The organism is Methyloterricola oryzae (assembly GCF_000934725.1).
GTDB lineage: Bacteria > Pseudomonadota > Gammaproteobacteria > Methylococcales > Methylococcaceae > Methyloterricola > Methyloterricola oryzae.
Window position 1 is genome coordinate 69,368 of sequence record NZ_JYNS01000016.1, and the last position, 16,848, is coordinate 86,215.

16 protein-coding genes and 1 riboswitch are annotated in these 16,848 nt (G+C 61.7%); of the genes, 9 read left to right on the plus strand and 7 right to left on the minus strand.

Translation table 11 applies throughout. The features are described 5' to 3' along the window. Nucleotides 1–169: 169 nt before the first annotated feature. Together EK23_RS17440 and EK23_RS17445 are read left to right on the plus strand one after the other, a co-directional pair. Nucleotides 170–2,671, plus strand: a complete 2,502-nt coding sequence (locus EK23_RS17440; RefSeq protein ID WP_235282179.1) for a penicillin-binding protein 1A — start codon at nucleotides 170–172, stop codon at nucleotides 2,669–2,671. 84 nt (nucleotides 2,672–2,755) lie between these two features. Then, nucleotides 2,756–3,292, plus strand: coding sequence for a hypothetical protein (locus tag EK23_RS17445; protein ID WP_158002537.1), 537 nt, complete (start codon nucleotides 2,756–2,758; stop codon nucleotides 3,290–3,292). Between the two features lie 66 nt (nucleotides 3,293–3,358). On the opposite strand, the gene rpmE is transcribed toward EK23_RS17445, so the two are convergent. Next, complete coding sequence (gene rpmE / locus EK23_RS17450) at nucleotides 3,359–3,562, minus strand: 50S ribosomal protein L31 (protein WP_045226680.1); 204 nt, start codon at nucleotides 3,560–3,562, stop codon at nucleotides 3,359–3,361. Nucleotides 3,563–3,699: 137 nt separating this feature from the next. Here rpmE and EK23_RS17455 point away from each other — a divergent pair, with 137 nt between their 5' ends. From EK23_RS17455 to EK23_RS17470, 4 genes are all read left to right on the plus strand, one after another. After that, the gene (locus tag EK23_RS17455) at nucleotides 3,700–4,473 is read left to right on the plus strand and encodes an exodeoxyribonuclease III (RefSeq protein WP_045226681.1); all 774 of its coding nucleotides are present in this window, start codon (nucleotides 3,700–3,702) and stop codon (nucleotides 4,471–4,473) included. Next, complete coding sequence (locus tag EK23_RS17460) at nucleotides 4,457–5,698, plus strand: AmpG family muropeptide MFS transporter (RefSeq protein ID WP_235282180.1); 1,242 nt, start codon at nucleotides 4,457–4,459, stop codon at nucleotides 5,696–5,698. The genes EK23_RS17455 and EK23_RS17460 overlap by 17 nt, the downstream gene beginning before the upstream one ends. Nucleotides 5,699–5,725: 27 nt before the next feature. Then, entirely contained in the window at nucleotides 5,726–6,406 is a 681-nt protein-coding gene (locus tag EK23_RS17465) for a YceH family protein (protein WP_045226683.1), read from the plus strand. 123 nt (nucleotides 6,407–6,529) lie between these two features. Beyond that, the gene (locus tag EK23_RS17470) at nucleotides 6,530–7,210 is read left to right on the plus strand and encodes a hypothetical protein (RefSeq protein WP_045226684.1); all 681 of its coding nucleotides are present in this window, start codon (nucleotides 6,530–6,532) and stop codon (nucleotides 7,208–7,210) included. A 30-nt stretch (nucleotides 7,211–7,240) separates the two neighbouring features. Here the strand turns inward: EK23_RS17470 and hemG are convergent, their stop codons facing one another. The 6 genes from hemG to EK23_RS24610 all read right to left on the minus strand — a co-directional run bounded on the left by hemG (nucleotide 7,241) and on the right by EK23_RS24610 (nucleotide 14,143). Further along, entirely contained in the window at nucleotides 7,241–7,768 is a 528-nt protein-coding gene (gene hemG, locus EK23_RS17475; protein ID WP_045226685.1) for a menaquinone-dependent protoporphyrinogen IX dehydrogenase, read from the minus strand. A 149-nt stretch (nucleotides 7,769–7,917) separates the two neighbouring features. Beyond that, the gene (ahcY, locus tag EK23_RS17480) at nucleotides 7,918–9,333 is read right to left on the minus strand and encodes an adenosylhomocysteinase (protein WP_045226686.1); all 1,416 of its coding nucleotides are present in this window, start codon (nucleotides 9,331–9,333) and stop codon (nucleotides 7,918–7,920) included. 66 nt (nucleotides 9,334–9,399) lie between these two features. Next, nucleotides 9,400–9,484, minus strand: a riboswitch (S-adenosyl-L-homocysteine riboswitch). Nucleotides 9,485–9,561: 77 nt separating this feature from the next. Then, entirely contained in the window at nucleotides 9,562–10,722 is a 1,161-nt protein-coding gene (metK, locus tag EK23_RS17485; protein WP_045226687.1) for a methionine adenosyltransferase, read from the minus strand. A gap of 164 nt (nucleotides 10,723–10,886) precedes the next feature. Then, nucleotides 10,887–11,090, minus strand: a complete 204-nt coding sequence (locus EK23_RS23405; RefSeq protein ID WP_145998719.1) for a putative motility protein — start codon at nucleotides 11,088–11,090, stop codon at nucleotides 10,887–10,889. 76 nt (nucleotides 11,091–11,166) lie between these two features. Then, nucleotides 11,167–11,574: a bacteriohemerythrin gene (locus EK23_RS17490; RefSeq protein ID WP_045226688.1), complete on the minus strand. Its 408-nt coding sequence runs from the start codon at nucleotides 11,572–11,574 to the stop codon at nucleotides 11,167–11,169. Nucleotides 11,575–11,632: 58 nt separating this feature from the next. Next, a complete protein-coding gene (locus EK23_RS24610) occupies nucleotides 11,633–14,143 on the minus strand; it encodes a methyl-accepting chemotaxis protein (RefSeq protein WP_052808298.1) in 2,511 nt (836 codons plus the stop codon). A gap of 202 nt (nucleotides 14,144–14,345) precedes the next feature. Between EK23_RS24610 and EK23_RS23995 the strand changes: the two genes are divergently transcribed. The 3 genes from EK23_RS23995 to EK23_RS17510 are packed head-to-tail and all read left to right on the plus strand — an operon-like array spanning nucleotide 14,346 to nucleotide 16,846. Next, entirely contained in the window at nucleotides 14,346–15,740 is a 1,395-nt protein-coding gene (locus EK23_RS23995) for a hypothetical protein (RefSeq protein ID WP_045226689.1), read from the plus strand. A 9-nt stretch (nucleotides 15,741–15,749) separates the two neighbouring features. Further along, nucleotides 15,750–16,259: a cytochrome c3 family protein gene (locus EK23_RS17505; RefSeq protein WP_045226690.1), complete on the plus strand. Its 510-nt coding sequence runs from the start codon at nucleotides 15,750–15,752 to the stop codon at nucleotides 16,257–16,259. Then, entirely contained in the window at nucleotides 16,256–16,846 is a 591-nt protein-coding gene (locus EK23_RS17510) for a HAMP domain-containing protein (RefSeq protein ID WP_045226691.1), read from the plus strand. Before EK23_RS17505 ends, EK23_RS17510 begins: the two co-directional genes overlap by 4 nt. Nucleotides 16,847–16,848 lie beyond the last annotated feature (2 nt).

The window sequence follows — 16,848 nt, forward strand, 5'->3', positions numbered from 1 at the left end:
CCGAGTTCCTGTGCCCTTGATCCGAATTTTTAGGCGGGTCTCCCTTAAATCATGAAACCGGCTGCCGCTGCGCCGACGCTAGACAGGGGGATTTAAGCTCCGTGGTGTAGTATAGTAGCAGTTCACATTTTGCCTAAACATGAAATTGGGTATCGGGCAGGACTCCCACGTGCCCAGATACCAGGCGATACGCAATTTGCCTAAGACTTCGAAAAAAGCGCCCGTACCGCGGCGCACTGGCTTTCTCACCCGATTCTTCCAGTTCACCCTCGTGCTGCTTCTGGTTGCGGCTGCGGCCGGTGCGTTGGGCGCCTACGCGTTATACAGCTATCTGGAACCGCAGTTGCCCGACATCGAGGTATTGCGCGACGTACGTTACCAGATGCCCATGAGCATCTATACCAAGAGCGGAAAGTTGATCGCGCAATTCGGCGAGAAGAAGCGCGAGCCGCTGAATTTCGAGCAGATTCCGCAGACCGTGGTAGATGCCTTCCTTGCGGCGGAGGACGATCGCTTCTTCGACCATCCGGGCGTCGACTACCAAGGTCTTGCGCGGGCGGCGGTGCTGTTCGCCCGAACCGGAGAAAAGCGGCAGGGTGGCAGTACCATCACCATGCAGGTGGCGCGCAACTTCTTCCTGAGCAGCGAGAAGACCTTTTTCCGCAAGCTTAAGGAGATCATGCTGGCGATGAAGATCGAGTCCAAGCTGCCCAAGCGCCAGATTCTGGAACTCTATCTCAACAAGATCTACTTCGGGCACCATGCCTACGGCGTGGAGGCGGCCGCCCAGGTCTACTACGGCAAGCACGTCAGCGAACTGAGTCTGGCCGAGGTGGCCATGATTGCTGGTCTCCCCAAGGCGCCTTCTGCTTTCAATCCTCTGGCCAACCCGGAAAGGGCCTTGATTCGCCGTGACTACGTGCTGAAGCGCATGCAGACGCTGGGGCGCATCACCGACGCCCAGTACCGAGAGGCCATTGCCGAACCGGTCAACGCGAGCCTGCATACCGTCACCGTTGAATTCTACGCGCCGTACGTGGCGGAGATGGTGCGCGGCGAGATGTATGCGCAGTATGGCGAAGACGCCTACGTCAACGGTTACAAGGTCTATACCACCGTGGACGAGCGCCTGCAGAATGAAGCCAAGAAAGCGGTACGCGACGCCCTACATGATTACGACGAGCGTCATGGCTACCGGGGCGCAAAAAAGCAGTTGGATTTGCGCAAGATCCGCAGCGAGGCAGAGTGGGATGAACAGCTCGCCGGTGCGGAGAGGCTGGGTGACACCATCGCCGGTCTGGTAACTGCCGTCAGCGATACCGCCGCCGAGGTCTACCTGGGTCAGTCGCAGCGCACCACCCTGGCTTGGGACGGGGTGCGCTGGGCGCGCAAGTACATCAATGCGGATGCCACCGGTGCTTACCCCCGCAGTGTCAAGGAGGTGCTGAAGCCAGGCGACATCGTGCGCTTACGCAGCAATCAGGACGGCGCCATGGTGCTGGCACAGGTGCCGGCGGTGGAAGGCTCACTGGTCTCGCTGGACCCAAGCAGCGGCGCCATTCTAGCCATCGTCGGGGGGTACGACTGGAACCACAGCAAGTTCAACCGGGCAACCCAGTCCCGCCGTCAGCCGGGTTCCGGCTTTAAGCCCATCCTGTACACGGCGGCGCTGGAAAAGGGTTTCACCCCCGCCAGCGTGGTCAATGACGCACCGTTTGTCTTTTACGACCCGGCCGTGGAGGGTGGGGTTTGGAAGCCGCAGAATTTTGGCGGCAAGTTTTACGGTCCTACCAGGCTGCGCGTGGCCTTGGCCAAGTCGCGCAACCTGGTGTCCATCCGCTTGCTGCGCGAGGTCGGGCTGAAACGCACCATCGAAACCGCCAAGAAGTTCGGCTTCACCCAGGACGAGTTGCCGCGGTCACTGTCTCTGGCCTTGGGTAGCGGCACGGCGACTCCCCTGCGCATGGCCCAGGCCTATTCGGCCTTTGCCAACGGCGGGTTCCGGGTTGAGCCTTATATCATCGAGAAAATCCTCCGCCAGAACGGCGAGACCCTATATGAAGCCACGCCCAGCGTGGCCTGCGCCGACTGCACGGGGGATTCAATTGTGCGTGGCAACCTGGCGCCCCGCGTGATGAGCCCCCAGGTCCATTACATGATGCATTCTATGTTGCAGGACGTCGTCCGCATTGGCACGGCGACCCGGGCCATGAGCCTGGGGCGGGCCGACCTGGCTGGCAAGACGGGCACCACCAACGATCAGCGCGACACCTGGTTCAATGGCTACACGCCGTCGCTGGTGACGATTTGCTGGATGGGCTTCGATTCCTATCAACCGCTGGGCGAGGGAGAAACCGGCGGGCACTCCGCCTTGCCCATGTGGATCGCATACATGCGCGAGGCCTTGCGGGATGTTCCAGAGAAGAGCTTCGATGTGCCGGAGGGGCTGACCACGGTCCGAATCGACCCGGGCAGCGGGCTGCTCGCGCCGGCCGGCAGCTCGCGCGGGGTGTTTGAGATTTTTCCGAGCGAACGGGTGCCCAAGTATTATGCGGCGCCTGCGGTGTCAGAGCGCCACAGCGAGGGTGAAGCCGGGGCTGCCAGCGCCGGCGGCGAGCCTGCGCCCCCGCGCCAGGAGCGCGCCGCTAAGTCGCTGGAATCCCTGTTCTGATTTCGACGTCCTTATCTGGCTTTTCGTCCCATGCCGCAGCGCAACAGGATTCGCCTTCGGGTTGCCCAAGAGGCAGCCCGCATCATGCACGAACAGGGTGTGCGCGAATACGATTTAGCCCGGCGCAAGGCGGCCCGCCGGCTGGGTGTGGCGGCGAGCCGTTCGGCGCCGCGGGACGAGGAAATAGACGCCGCGTTGCTGGAATATCAGAGGATTTACAATCCGGAGAGTCAGGCTGACACTTTGCTGCGGCTTCGGCTGCTGGCCGCGGAAGCCATGAAATTCCTCGCGCCGTTCGCGCCGCTCTTGTGCGGGAGCGTCTGGGACGGCACGGCGGGTCGCCACAGCGCAATTACCCTGCATCTCTTTGCCGATGAATCGGAGGCGGTGCAGTTCAGGCTGGCGGACGCGGGCATTCCATTTGAGGAAAGCGAGCACGTTCTGTTTGACGAGGGTAGACCGCAACGCCTGCCCGCCTTCGCGTTTTATGCGGATGGCGTGCGGATCGAACTGCTGCTGTTCGATGAGCGCAGGAAGAGCCGGGGCTTGCGCCGCAAGGGAGGGCAGAAGGCCGGGGGAAATCTGGAGCAGTTGGACGAACTGATACAGAACGCGGTGTAAGCGACTCCCCGTGCATTGCAGTGCGCTGCCGCAGGTCGATGCCAGCGGCGCGCAATGGTGCGAGGCTTAGCCGCGGCTGTACTTGCGGCGGAACTTGTCCACCCGGCCGGCGGTGTCGACGAGTCTTTGCTTGCCCGTATAGAATGGATGGCACGCGGCGCAGACTTCGACGTGCAGGTCCTTGCAGATGGTGGACTTAGTCTCGAATGAGTTACCGCAACTGCAGTTGACGGTGATGGTCTTGTACTCGGGGTGGATTTCCGGCTTCATGATGAACCTGCGCGTGGATAGTTCAGATAAAAATAAATTCGCCATATTACGCAAGTCCTCAACTGATATCAAGCTGACACATCCACCGGCACCCCGGCCTGAACACTGAGCCGCGCGCCGACCCTTCACGAGCCCTTATGCGCATCATTACCGCCAACGTCAACGGCGTACGTTCCGCCGCCCGCAAGGGTTTTTTTCAGTGGCTTGCCGCCCAGGATGCCGACGTGGCCTGTCTGCAGGAAACCAAGGTGCAGGCCGAGCAGCTCAATGACCCGGTTTTTTGGCCCGAGGGCTATTCCATTTACTATCTCGATGCGGAAAAGCGGGGCTACAGCGGAGTTGCCGTGTACTGCCGTAGGGAGCCGGACGAGGTGATACAGGGTCTGGGCTGGCCTGACATGGACGCGGAAGGGCGTTATTTGGAGGTCCGGTTCGGCAACCTCAGTGTTGTTTCCCTGTACCTTCCCTCCGGGTCTTCCAGCGAGGAGCGGCAGGCGGTGAAGTTCAGCTTCATGGAGCGCTTCCTGCCGTACCTGCAAGAATGCTCCGGGTCGGGCCGCGACTACGTGTTTTGCGGCGACTGGAACATCGCACACAGGAACATCGACCTCAAGAACTGGCGGTCCAATCAGAAGAACTCCGGATTTCTGCCCGAGGAGCGGGCCTGGATGGACCGGTTGTTCGGAGAGGAGGGTTGGGTTGATGCATTCCGGACCCTCAACCAGGAGCCGGAACAATACACCTGGTGGTCCAACCGCGGACAGGCATGGGCGAAGAACGTGGGCTGGCGCATCGACTATCAGGTGATCAGTCCAAGCCTCAGGCCCGCATTGCGTGCGACTGCGATCTACAAGGACGAGCGCTTTTCCGATCACGCGCCGTTGACCGTCGATTATGGCTACCCGATCTGAGCGGACTTCGATCTTTCGCGTATTCTTCAGCGGGCGCATGCTCGTCGCATTCTTCATGGGCTTTTATGGAGGAATGCCGCTGCTGTTGACGGGCTCAGTGCTGCAGGCGTGGATGAAAGAATCCGGGGTGGATCTCACCACCATCGGTTTGTTCGCGCTGGTCGGTTTGCCGTATACCTTCAAGTTTCTCTGGGCCCCGATCTTTGACCGTTACCGCCTGCCTTGGGCGGGGCGCCGCCGGGGGTGGCTGATTCTGGCGCAGGCGCTGTTGGGAGCCGCCATTGCAGGCCTCGCTTTCTCAAGGCCGGCGGAAAGCCCCTGGCTTCTGGCTGGACTGGCGCTGCTCGTGACGTTCTTCTCGGCCACCCAGGACACGCTCATCGACGCCTACCGCCGCGAGAGCCTGGGTGAGCGCGAGCAGGGCCTGGGGGCATCGCTGTACGTGAATGGCTATCGTCTCGGCATGCTGTTGGCGTCGGGCGGTGGACTGATCCTTGCGGACTGGATCGGATTCCGAGCCGTCTACCTGCTGATGGGCGGCATCCTGCTCAGCGGCATTCTGGTCAGTTGGCTGTCACCGGAACCCGATGCGGCGCCCCATATCCCCCGCACCCTGCGCGACGCCGTGATACAGCCCTTCCTGGAGTTCTTCCGGCGCGCGGATGCCTGGTGGATCCTGCTGTTCATCCTGCTCTACAAGATGGGTGACACGGTTGCCAGTCAAATGACCACGCCGTTTTATCTGGAAATCGGCTTCAGCAAAACCGAGATCGGCGCGGTGGTCAAGCTCTTCGGCTTCTGGGCCACCGTGTTGGGCGGGCTGATCGGCGGGTCCCTGATTCTGCGCTTTGGCATCTACGCCACGCTGTGGCAGTTTGGCGTGCTGCAGGCCTTGTCCACCGCGGCGTTTGCGGTGCTGACCCAAACCGGGGCGAATCTCGTTGCGCTGACGGCCGTGATCAGTTTCGAAAATCTTTCCGGTGGCATGGGTACGGCGTCCTTCATCGCCTTCATGGCCAACCAGACCGACAAGCGCTTCACCGCTACCCAGTATGCCCTGCTGTCCAGCCTGATGGGCGTACCCAGGGTGTTGGTGGCTGCGCCCAGCGGCTGGATGGCGACCTGGATGGGCTGGGACGTGTTTTTCATCGCCTGTGCCCTTCTGGCGCTGCCGGGCTTGCTGTTGCTGCTACGCTTCAGAGGGTGGCTCCGGCACAGTGCCTGAAGGCTGAAACGACTTGAGGAAACAGCTATGAAAATTCTCCTGACGCCACACGAGGCCAGGGTCATCGGTGTACTGATGGAAAAGGAAATCACCACGCCCGACCAGTACCCTCTTTCACTGAATGCGCTGACCAATGCCTGCAATCAGAAAAGCAACCGCGATCCAGTGATGGATCTGTCAGAGGCCGTCGTGCAGGAGACGGTGGACGGCCTGGTCAAGCGCTATCTGGTGAGCCGGGCCAGCGGGTTTGGCAACCGGGTGACCAAATTTCAGCACCGCTTCTGCAACACCGAATTCGGAGAGCTCAAGTTGTCCAAGCAGGAGGTCGGGATCGTCTGCGAGCTCTTGCTCAGGGGGCCGCAGACGCCTGGGGAGCTGCGTACCCATGCGGAGAGGTTATGCGGCTTTGGGGATGTTTCCGAGGTGGAGGACGCGCTGGCCAAACTCATGGCGCGGGAGGAACCTTTCATCGTCAAGCTGGCGCGGGAGCCGGGCCGGCGCGAATCGCGCTACGCCCATTTGTTTTTCGGCGAGATTCCCCTTGCTGATCTGGCGCCGGCAACGGAGCCGCCCGTGCGCTCGGCGGTCACGAGTGGCGACCGAATCGCGCACCTGGAACAGGCTGTCGCGGATCTGACAGAAGAAGTGCAGCGCCTCCGAGAACGGCTGACCGCTATCGAAACCGGTTTGGGCATCAACGAACCCTGAGGGGTGTTTCTCGGCTCCCTTGACGACCGGCGACGCATTCAGCCTGGGTTCAGCCGATCGGTGAGATAGTTTGCGCGTGGCCCGTCGTGGCGCGGGTGGCAGTCTGGCAGCAGCGGTGAGGTCATGGCAACCGTAAAGTTCGTGCGAAATCTGGTTCTTGCGGCGTCTGCCGGCTGGTTGCTAACGGCCTGTAGCAGTTACGACTATGGCGGCTATTCGCGGGGCAGCAACGATTCCTACTACAACGACCCGTACTACTATGGGTCGCCTGGCTACCCTTACGGCACGTACCCAACGTATAACCGTTATCCCTACTACGGCCGCAATCCCCATTACTACGACCCTCGCTACGGGCAGTGGCATCGCGATTCGGATCACCGTGATTACGACCATCGTCCCAATCCGCCGCCGCCTCCCCCTCCCCCCGATCCCCGGCAGCAGATGAAGCGGCTGGAGCGTGAAATTCAGCGCGATGAGCGCCAGTACCAGCAACAACTGAACCGCATCGATAAGAATCAGGCCCGCGAGCAGAAGCAACTGGACCGCCGTTTCGACCGCATGGAGCAGAACCGGCTCGAGCGGTTCGAACGGCGCAATGCCAGTGAGGACGAAGTGCGAGCCATGCAGGAACGTTTGCAACGGCGCGAGGAGCGACAGGAGCAGCGCCTGCGCGAAGATTTCCAGGCGCGGCAGATGCGGGCGGAGCAGAGGCAGACTCAGGACCGGGCGCGCTTCGAGCGGCAGCAGGAACGCTTGCAGGATCGCATCGAGGCGGGTCACGGCAAGCGTCGGAAGGACCGCTGAACCGCGTCGGCCCTGATCGGCGCAGCGCGCCTACATGCTGGCGATCAACCGTCCGAGATCCTCGACTTTTTTCCAGTCGGTGAACTCGACCACGGCCTTGGGGTCGGTGGGCCCGCCCGTGACGAACATGATCATGCGGATCAGCCAGCGATCCAGGGAACTGTAGGACGGATAATCCAAGCGTCCCGCGAACACCGCCAGATGTTGCGGTTTCCACGGTAGCCGTCTGAGATACCGCCTGAAATACGGGTTGCCTTCGGGCGTGTCCTTCCCGGGTTTGCGTGCCACGAGGTTCACCGAGAACAATGCGCTGGGCCTTTGCTCCAGGGTGGCCCGATGCCGCTTGATGTACGCCGTGACCTTGGGATTGTGTTTGCCGTAACGGATGCTGGCGCCGATGACGACCTTGTCGTAGGGCGCAGGGTCTATGGTTTCGTTTTCGGTGATATCCGCCAGCGTAACCTTATGGCCGGCTGCTTCGGCAATGGATCGGAGCCGCTCGCAGATGCTGCGCGTGTGGCCGTCGGTAGTGGAGTACAGGATCAGGATCTGGCTCATGGGGTTCCGTCTCGCTGGGATGCCGGACCAGAGCCTTGGGCTGACACCGCACGGCGCTGGACCTATTGCGCCGATTATACAAACGATTGGGGGCGCCTGTAGCGCCCCCGTTCGGTCCTTAGGATAACGCGGAATGAATCCGCGGTTCCTTAGTAGCGGTAGTGTTCCGCCTTGTACGGGCCTTCCTTCGGCACACCGATGTAGGCGGCCTGCTGATCCGTCAACTCGGTGAGCTGCGCGTTGAGCTTCTTCAACTGCAGGCGCGCCACCTTCTCGTCCAGGTGCTTGGGCAGGGTGTAGACGCCCACCGGATAGTCCGCCGTCCGGGTGTACAGCTCGATCTGGGCGATGGTCTGGTTGGCGAAGGAGGAACTCATCACGTAGGACGGGTGCCCGGTCGCACAGCCCAGGTTCACCAGGCGGCCCTTGGCCAGCAGGATGATGCGCTTGCCGTCGGGAAAGATCACGTGATCCACCTGGGGCTTGATCTCTTCCCACTCATAACCCTCGATGCCGGCCACGTCGATTTCATTGTCGAAGTGGCCGATGTTGCAGACGATCGCCTGATCCTTCATGGCCTTCATGTGATCGTGGGTGATCACGTGGAAGTTGCCGGTGCAGGTGACGAAGATGTCGGCCTTGTCGGCGGCGTATTCCATGGTCACCACGCGATAGCCTTCCATGGCGGCCTGCAGGGCGCAGATGGGGTCGATCTCGGTGACCCACACCTGGGCCGACAGGGCCCGCAGGGCCTGGGCCGAACCCTTGCCCACGTCGCCGTAACCGGCCACCAGGGCAACCTTGCCCGCCACCATCACGTCGGTGGCGCGCTTGATGCCGTCCACCAGGGACTCGCGGCAGCCGTAGAGGTTGTCGAACTTGGACTTGGTGACCGAGTCGTTGACATTGATGGCCGGGAATTTCAGTTCGCCACGCTCGTGCATCTGGTAGAGGCGGTGCACGCCGGTGGTGGTTTCCTCGGTGACGCCCTTGATCTGCGCCAGGCGGGTGGAGTACCAGGTGGCATCCTTGGCCAGCTTGGCCTTGATGGCGGCGAACAGGATGGTTTCTTCTTCGCTGCCCGGCTTGGCCAGCACGGATTGATCCTTCTCGGCGCGCGCACCCAGGTGCAGCAGCAGGGTGGCGTCGCCGCCGTCATCCAGGATCATGTTGGAGTAGCCGCCGTCGGCCCACTCGAAGATGCGGTGGGTGTAGTCCCAGTACTCCTCCAGCGACTCGCCCTTCACCGCGAACACCGGGATGCCTTCCGCGGCGATGGCCGCAGCGGCGTGGTCCTGGGTGGAGAAGATGTTGCAGGAAGCCCAGCGCACCTCGGCGCCCAGAGCGGTCAGGGTTTCTATAAGCACTGCCGTCTGGATGGTCATGTGCAGTGAGCCGGTGATGCGGGCGCCCTTCAGGGGTTGGCTGGCGGCGTATTCCTCGCGGATGGCCATCAGACCCGGCATTTCCGTCTCGGCGATGCGGATCTCCTTGCGGCCCCAGTCGGCCAGGCCGATATCGGCGATCTTGCAATCGGTAAAGTTGGATTTGAGCACAGCGTTCATTTCATACTCCTCTCGTTGAAACTCCCTGTCGGTCATGGCGCCGGTTGGCTAAATCAACCGACAGAGGTGAGCCGAGCGCCGTTTGAAAAACCAGCCGCCACAGCTGAGCCTGGCGACCCTCGAAGGGTTCGTCGCAGCGCTCCTCAGCCGGCTCGGCTCCGCCAAAGCCCTGGCGGTGGGGAAAAAGCGAAGGGGCGACCTGGCGGCCGCCCCTGGAGGTCGGGTGGATTAAAGGCCCGCCGCGTCGCGCAGCAGTTCCGCCTTGTCGGTCTTTTCCCAGCTGAAGCTGGCCTCGGTGCGGCCGAAGTGGCCGTAGGCGGCGCTGGGGCGATAGATCGGCTTGAGCAGATCGAGCATGGTGATCAGGCCCTTGGGGCGCATGTCAAAGTGCTCGCGCACCAGCGCACTCAGGCGGTCCTCGTCGATCTTGGCGGTGCCGAAGGTCTCGATGGCCACCGAGGTCGGCTCGGCCACGCCGATGGCGTAGGACACCTGGACTTCGCAGCGGTCGGCCAGGCCCGCAGCCACCACGTTCTTGGCCACATAGCGGCACATGTAGGCCGCGGAGCGGTCCACCTTGGACGGATCCTTGCCGGAGAAGGCGCCGCCGCCGTGACGCGCCATGCCGCCGTAGGTGTCGACGATGATCTTGCGCCCGGTGAGGCCGCAGTCGCCCACGGGGCCGCCGATGATGAACTGGCCGGTGGGGTTGATGAAGTACTTGGTGTCCTTGTGCAGCCATTCCTTGGGCAGGACATGCAGGATGATTTCCTCCATGACCGCCTCGCGGATGTCCTTCTGGCTGATCTCCGGGGAGTGCTGGGTGGAGAGCACCACCGCATCCACGGCCACCGGCTTGTAGTCTTCGTAACGGAAGGTTACCTGGCTCTTGGCGTCCGGGCGCAGCCAGGGCAGAACCTTGTGCTTGCGCACCTCGGCCTGGCGCTGCACCAGGCGGTGAGCGTAGGTGATGGGTGCGGGCATCAACACATCCGTCTCGTTGCTTGCGTAGCCGAACATCAGTCCTTGGTCGCCGGCGCCCTGTTCGTGATCGGAACTCTCGTCCACGCCCATGGCGATATCCGCCGACTGCTTGCCGATGGCGGTGAGCACTGCGCAGCTCTGCCAGTCGAAGCCGATATCCGGGTTGTCGTAGCCGATGTCATGGACCACCTTGCGCACCAGTTCTTCGGTGTCCACCCAGGCGTTGGTGGTTACCTCGCCCGCCAGCACGACCATGCCGGTTTTCACCAGCGTTTCAACGGCGACGCGCGACCGGGGATCCTGCCGGAGCAGTTCGTCCAGAACGGCATCGGATACCTGATCGGCCACCTTGTCGGGATGGCCTTCGGAGACGGATTCTGAGGTAAAAATGAAATTCTTGCTCACTGAGTATTCTTCCTGCGGGGCTGCCGGCCAAAAATAAAGCTTGCATTATAGGGCAGAACTACGGCACTACCAAACCACGCAGGGTCTCGGGGTCAATGCAAGGGAATTGCGGGAGGTCGGTGGGAAAACATGCCGCCCGGCGTAGGCCGGGCGGAAGTGGGCTTTCAAGCCATCACATCGAGGTGATGACCGAGATTTCCATTGGGTCCTGGTTTGGGTACCGCTTGGACCAGCTGCAGGGCATTTTCCCCGTTTTGCTTGATCTGGTCGTTAGCCATTTTCAGCACCGCGGCCTCGTGGGCCTGGCTGGTCTGGCCGGCACCCAACATTTGCGACAGGACCGTAGACGCAGTTCCTTGGATTTCCATTGTTGTGACTCCTCTAGTTTAGCCGGAGGCAATTCTGTATCGGCCGGCTTGCGTCATCCATGAGCCCGTTGCCGTATCACGCGACGCCCTTGGACTTGAGGAAGGTGCCGAACGCCTTGTCGGACTGCATGATGTGGTGTTGCAGCCAGTCACGCAGGAATTTCATGGTCTCCATGGTGATGTGAGCTTGACCCGTGCGCAGCTTGGTCTGCAGGTCCACCGCCGTGGCCACCAGTTTCTGATGTTCGCTTTTGTGGGCGGGCGATTCCGGATAGCCGTGCTCGGCCATCAAGCGTTCTTCCGTTCCGAAGTGAAAGCCGGTGTAGTCGATGACCCGGTCCAGCACCTTGCCCATGATGTCGTTGGCGTCCCCGGCCAGCATGTGGTCATGCAGGCCGTTGATCAGTTGCACGAGTTTCTGGTGTTGGGTGTCGATTTCCTGGACTCCGACCGACAATTGATTGCTCCAAGTAATCAGTGACATGTTCCTCTCCTCTTCTATTAGCAATGCCCCCGCGGCGCAGGTCGCCGCCGGGGCTCTCTTAAAATTCGGCCCAGTCGTCGGCTTCCGCGGCATGTGGAGGCGCGGCTTTGGCGGCCGACTTGGCCGGACGCTTGGTCTTGGACGACATTGCCGGTCGGCTGGCCACAGGTTCCCGTCTGGGGCGGGCGAGGGCCGGGGTAAGGCCCGCGAGGCGGAAGCGCGCCACCGCCACGGCCAGGTTGCCGGCCTGTTCTTCCAGGGACTCCGCGGCGGCGGCCGCCTCTTCCACCAGCGCAGCGTTTTGCTGGGTGGCTTCGTCCATCTGGGTGACGGCCTGATTGACCTGCTCGATGCCGCTGCTCTGCTCAATGGATGCGGCCGAAATCTCCGACATGATGTCGGTAACGCGCTTCACCGCCGAAACGATCTCGTCCATGGTGCGGCCGGCTTCCGAGACCAGCTTCGCGCCGTCCTCGACCTTTTCCACCGAGTCGCCGATCAACATCTTGATCTCCTTGGCCGCCGCCGCCGAGCGTTGCGCCAAGTTGCGCACCTCACCCGCCACCACGGCAAAGCCGCGGCCCTGCTCGCCGGCCCGGGCCGCTTCCACCGCGGCGTTGAGCGCCAGGATATTGGTCTGGAAGGCGATGCCGTCGATGACGCTGATGATGTCCACGATCTTGCGCGAGCTTTCGTTGATGGCGCTCATGGTTCCCACCACCTGCTGCACCACGTCGCCACCGCGCACCGCCACGTCGGAGGCCGCCACCGCCATCTGGTTGGCCTGGCGTGCGTTGTCGGCGTTCTGCTTCACTGTGGAAGACAACTCCTCCATGCTGGAAGCGGTCTCTTCCAGGCTCGAAGCCTGCTGCTCGGTGCGCTGGGAGAGATCCGTATTGCCCATGGCTATTTCCTGGGACGCCGTGTTGATCGCGTCCGTAGCCTCCTTGATGGCGAACACGCTGTCCGCCAGCTTGTCGATGGTGGCGTTGGTGTCGTCCTTGAGCTTGGCGAAGGTGCCGCGATAATCGCCGGTCATCTTCTCCGTCAGATTGCCGTCGGCCAGGGCTGATTGCACCCGGGCCAGGTCTTCCAGAGGGCCGACGATGGCGTCCAGGGTCTGATTGACGCCTTGCACCATGTCACGGAAGCTATGCTGGAACTGCCCGGCATTGGCGCGGGTGGACAGATTGCCCTGCACCGCCGCCTGCACCAGGCGCATGATCTCTGCCTGCATGGCTTGCAGGCTGTCCCTGACCTGGTCGATGGCCGCCGTGACCTCGCCTTTTTTCCCGGGCAGACGGTCCATGGAGACGGAGAAGTCGCCGACCGAATAGCGCTTCACAATCTCCACCGCGCGCATTTTCACGGCGATGTGCGAAGCGACCAGTTCGTTGATGTTCTTCATCATCTGGGCGTAGACGCCGACGAACTGATCTTCCGGGATGCGGTAGTCGATCATGCCGGCCTCATGTTCCTTGGATATCTTCATCTGCGCCGCGATGAAGCGGTCAAAGGTGTCGATCAGGCCATTCAGGCTATTGGCCAGGGCGTTGAAATCACCCTGATAGGTGTCGGTGATGCGCGGTGGGATATCGCCCCGGCTGATGCGGTCCACGTAGCCGGAGGCCATCTGCATGGGCGTTACCACCGCATCCAGGGTGTCGTTGATGCCTTTGACGATGTCGCGGTAGTCGCCGCGGTGCTTGCTGAGGTCCGCTCGGGTCGACAGCTTGCCGGCCAGGGCCGCGTTCACCAGTCGCTGGGTGTCGCCCACCAGTTCCCGCAGCACTCTCTGGATAGCGGCCATGGAATGCACGATGCTGTGCGTGTCACCCGCTTGCACCGGTATGGCCATGGAAAGGTCGCCTTCCGCCATGCGCGTCGCCATGTCGACCACGCTTTGAGGCTCGCCGCCCAGCTGGCTCAAGAGCTGGCGCACCATGAACCAGGGCAGCATGATGCCAATGACCAGAGCCGCCAGGCTGATGCCGATGATGCTGAACTTGGCGGTGGCATAGGCCGCCTTGGCGTCCTCCTCGGCGACTTCGGACAGCCCGATTTGTTGCTTCAGGAAGCGCTCGATGGCTTCCTTGGCTTTCTTCGCCTGCGGTTCCGCGGTGTTCTCCAGGGTGGACTCGGCCTCCTGCCGCTTGCCCGCAAGGGCTGCGTCTATCATGCGGGTGTTCACGGCGCGGGTGACCTCCATTTCCTGCCTTACATCCGCCAGAAGTTTCTTGCCTTCCGGCGTGGAAACCGTCGCTTGCAGCTTCTCCAGCGCGTCGCCGTAGAGCTTGCGCGCGTCGTTCAAACGTCCCTCTTCCCGGCGCACGCCCTCGGCATCGGGCGCGTCGATCAGGTCGCGGATATAGATTTCCGATTGCTGCAGCCCGATCAGCAGGTCATGAGCCTGATCCAGCTTGACGTTCTTGTCGTTGACAATGTCATTGACACGGTCATTGATGCGTCCAGTGCTGATGAGTCCGGTGGCGGCGACGACCACCAGCAGCAACAAGACGGTACCGAAACCGAGGGTCAGCTTGGTGCCGACTTTCATTTCTTCCGACATGACCAGACTCCTGTTCCTTTTCATGCTCAGATCCTTAAGGCCGCGCCATTAGGGGGTGTCGCGCAGTCGGCCCTGCGTGTAGGGATTTGAGCTAGGGTAAATTCCCGAATTACGTTCGCAGGCTGCCCCTAGTATAGATGGCAATTTTTTCTATTCTTGGAGCGTGACTGAATGCATCTACAGGTTCCGGGGGAGTACCCGCATGAACATCAAATGTCCGATTCGGGGCGTCGCTCTGCTGGCCCCCCTGGCGCTGCTACCCGGCGCGGTGGCGGCGACGCAGGCAACCCCCGATGAAGACCGCATCCGCAATATCGTGGAACAGATGCTGAAACAGAAAGACAAGCAGATGAACCAGTTGGAACAGCGGGTGCGCGAACTGGAACAGCTCACAAAGGATCAGAAGTCCGAGATCGATCAGCTGCGGGCGGCAAAACCCGCCCCCGCGCAAGCGGCGGCTCCCGCCGCGCCATCGAAACCGGCCACCCAGGCGGCGGCGAAACCAGCGACTTCGCCGTTGTCAAAGCTGATTCTGCCCGCCAAGAAGGTGGAGGCGGAGGAGGATGAATCAGGGCCCAAGGTGGGCGGATTCTTCGATGTCACGGCGCAGACCAAAACGGGGAATCAGCAAACCTTCAACCTGGGCGTGGTCGAGCTGGATCTGGACCGCATTGTCGAAAGCGAACACTTTGCCGCCAGCGCGGCGCTGGATTGGTTTCCCTACGGCACGGATCCCCAGGTCCAGATCGGTGTCGCCTTTGTCGACTTCCATATGTATGACGATGCCGTGCCGGTTCGCGGCCGCATTTTTCAGGAGCCCGGCTTTCACTTGCAGGCTGGCACCTTCGATCTGCCGTTCTCGTCCGACTATCAGTTCTTCGCCAGCAAGGACCGCCTGACCATCACGCCGCCGGTGACGACCCAGCGCATCCAGGGTTCCGGCATCAACCCATCCAACGGCGGCTTCAACTCCACCGGGGTACGTACCTACGGCAACTGGAACAACATCAGTTACGCCCTCTACTGGACCGACTCGGTTTACGACGATGGGACCTCCATCGGTGGTCGCATCGGCGGTTTCATGAACAACCCGTACCGGGTACATCGCCGCTCCGATCTGCCCATTGTGGACGGCGGCGTGTCGGTGCTGTTTGATCTGGACACCCATGAGCAGACCCGCAACCAGGTTTATTCCGCGGATCTGTCATTCAATTACGGGCCTTTCCGCCTGTTGAACGAGGTGCTGTGGCGCAACAGCCTGCAGCCCCAGGTCGCCTCCAATGGCGCTGACTACGGCAAACCCAGTGAGGTCGGCTATCACGTCACGCTGATCGCCAACCTGCAGAAATGGCTGGAGCATGATCTGTACGCCTATACCCGCTTCCAGCAGTGGTTTCCCCATTACGATTACGTGGTGGACGGCGATGGCAATGCCTACAAGGTACGTCCCATCCCACAACTCTCCGTGGGTTTTGGCTATCGCCTGAACACCTACCTGACGATGAAGTTCGAGTACACGGACAGCTTCGACCAGAAGACCGCCGAGCCCGATTTCCAGACACGGCTGGGCATGGCTCAGCTGGTTGCCACCTTCTGAGGAAGCCCCATGCGATCGGCCCTGCTTACCCTGGTTTTGGCCCTCACCGCGCTGATCTTGGTGGAGGACCCGCCGCGCGCCGACGTGCGGCAGAATCCCCACGAGATTTTCGACGAGCCGCCGAGCGACGCCTGCCAAGCCTGCCACAAGGACATGCCCAAGGCCTATGCCAGCGGCACCCGGCATGCCTTGGTGCTGGGCGAGGATGAGTTGCTGGTGGACGGCACCGGCATGTGCGACGTCTGTCACACCGAGGAGCATATGCACATGGTGGGGGTGGAAATCGATTTTCCGGTGCCCAAGGACTTGCCCCTGGATGGAGATAAGAAGATCACCTGCCTGACCTGTCACACCGCCCATGGAAAGCTGAGCAGCGACCGGCCCTGGGCCGCGGTCAGTTTCATGGACAAGCTGATGAACGACGATGACCTGCACAAGAGCTATCTGCTGCGCCGCAACAACAGCAATGGCGATCTGTGCCTGGTTTGCCACGATACGAAAGGAGAACCCAAGCAATGAACCAACCGGTGGTCAACAAACGCCGCACCGTCTTCATCCAGCGCGCTTTCCAGGGACGATTCATCGCCTGGATGCTGGTCATGATCCTGTTGTTCGCGGTCTGCTCCGCGTTCATCCTCTATCTGCTACTAGCCAGCGACCTGCAAAGCGAAGCTCGCTCCGCGCATCTGCGCATTGCCGACACTTGGCAGAAGCTGGGTACCTCCATCGTCATCGGCAACCTGGTATCGGCCGTGTTTGCCGGTATCTGCGTGGCCGTGGTGGTGCTCTACATCTCCCACAAGATCGCCGGCCCCATGTACCGGTTCCAGAAGTTGTTCGGCGAAGTCGGGCGAGGCAATCTGGATCTGCGCGCCAGCCTGCGCGAGCATGATCAGATGAAGGAACTGGCAGCGGCCTTCGATGACATGCTGGAGGCTTTGCGCCGACAGCGGGAGGAGCGAGCCGCCGCGGTGCGCGATGCGGCGGCGGCGGTGCAGCAGTTGCAAGCGCTTTATCCCGGCGAGAGCTCTGCGGCCCTGGCACGGATACAGGCGCGCCTTGAGGAACTGCAGGAGAAGGACACCAACGCGGGGCCTTCGGTCTAAAT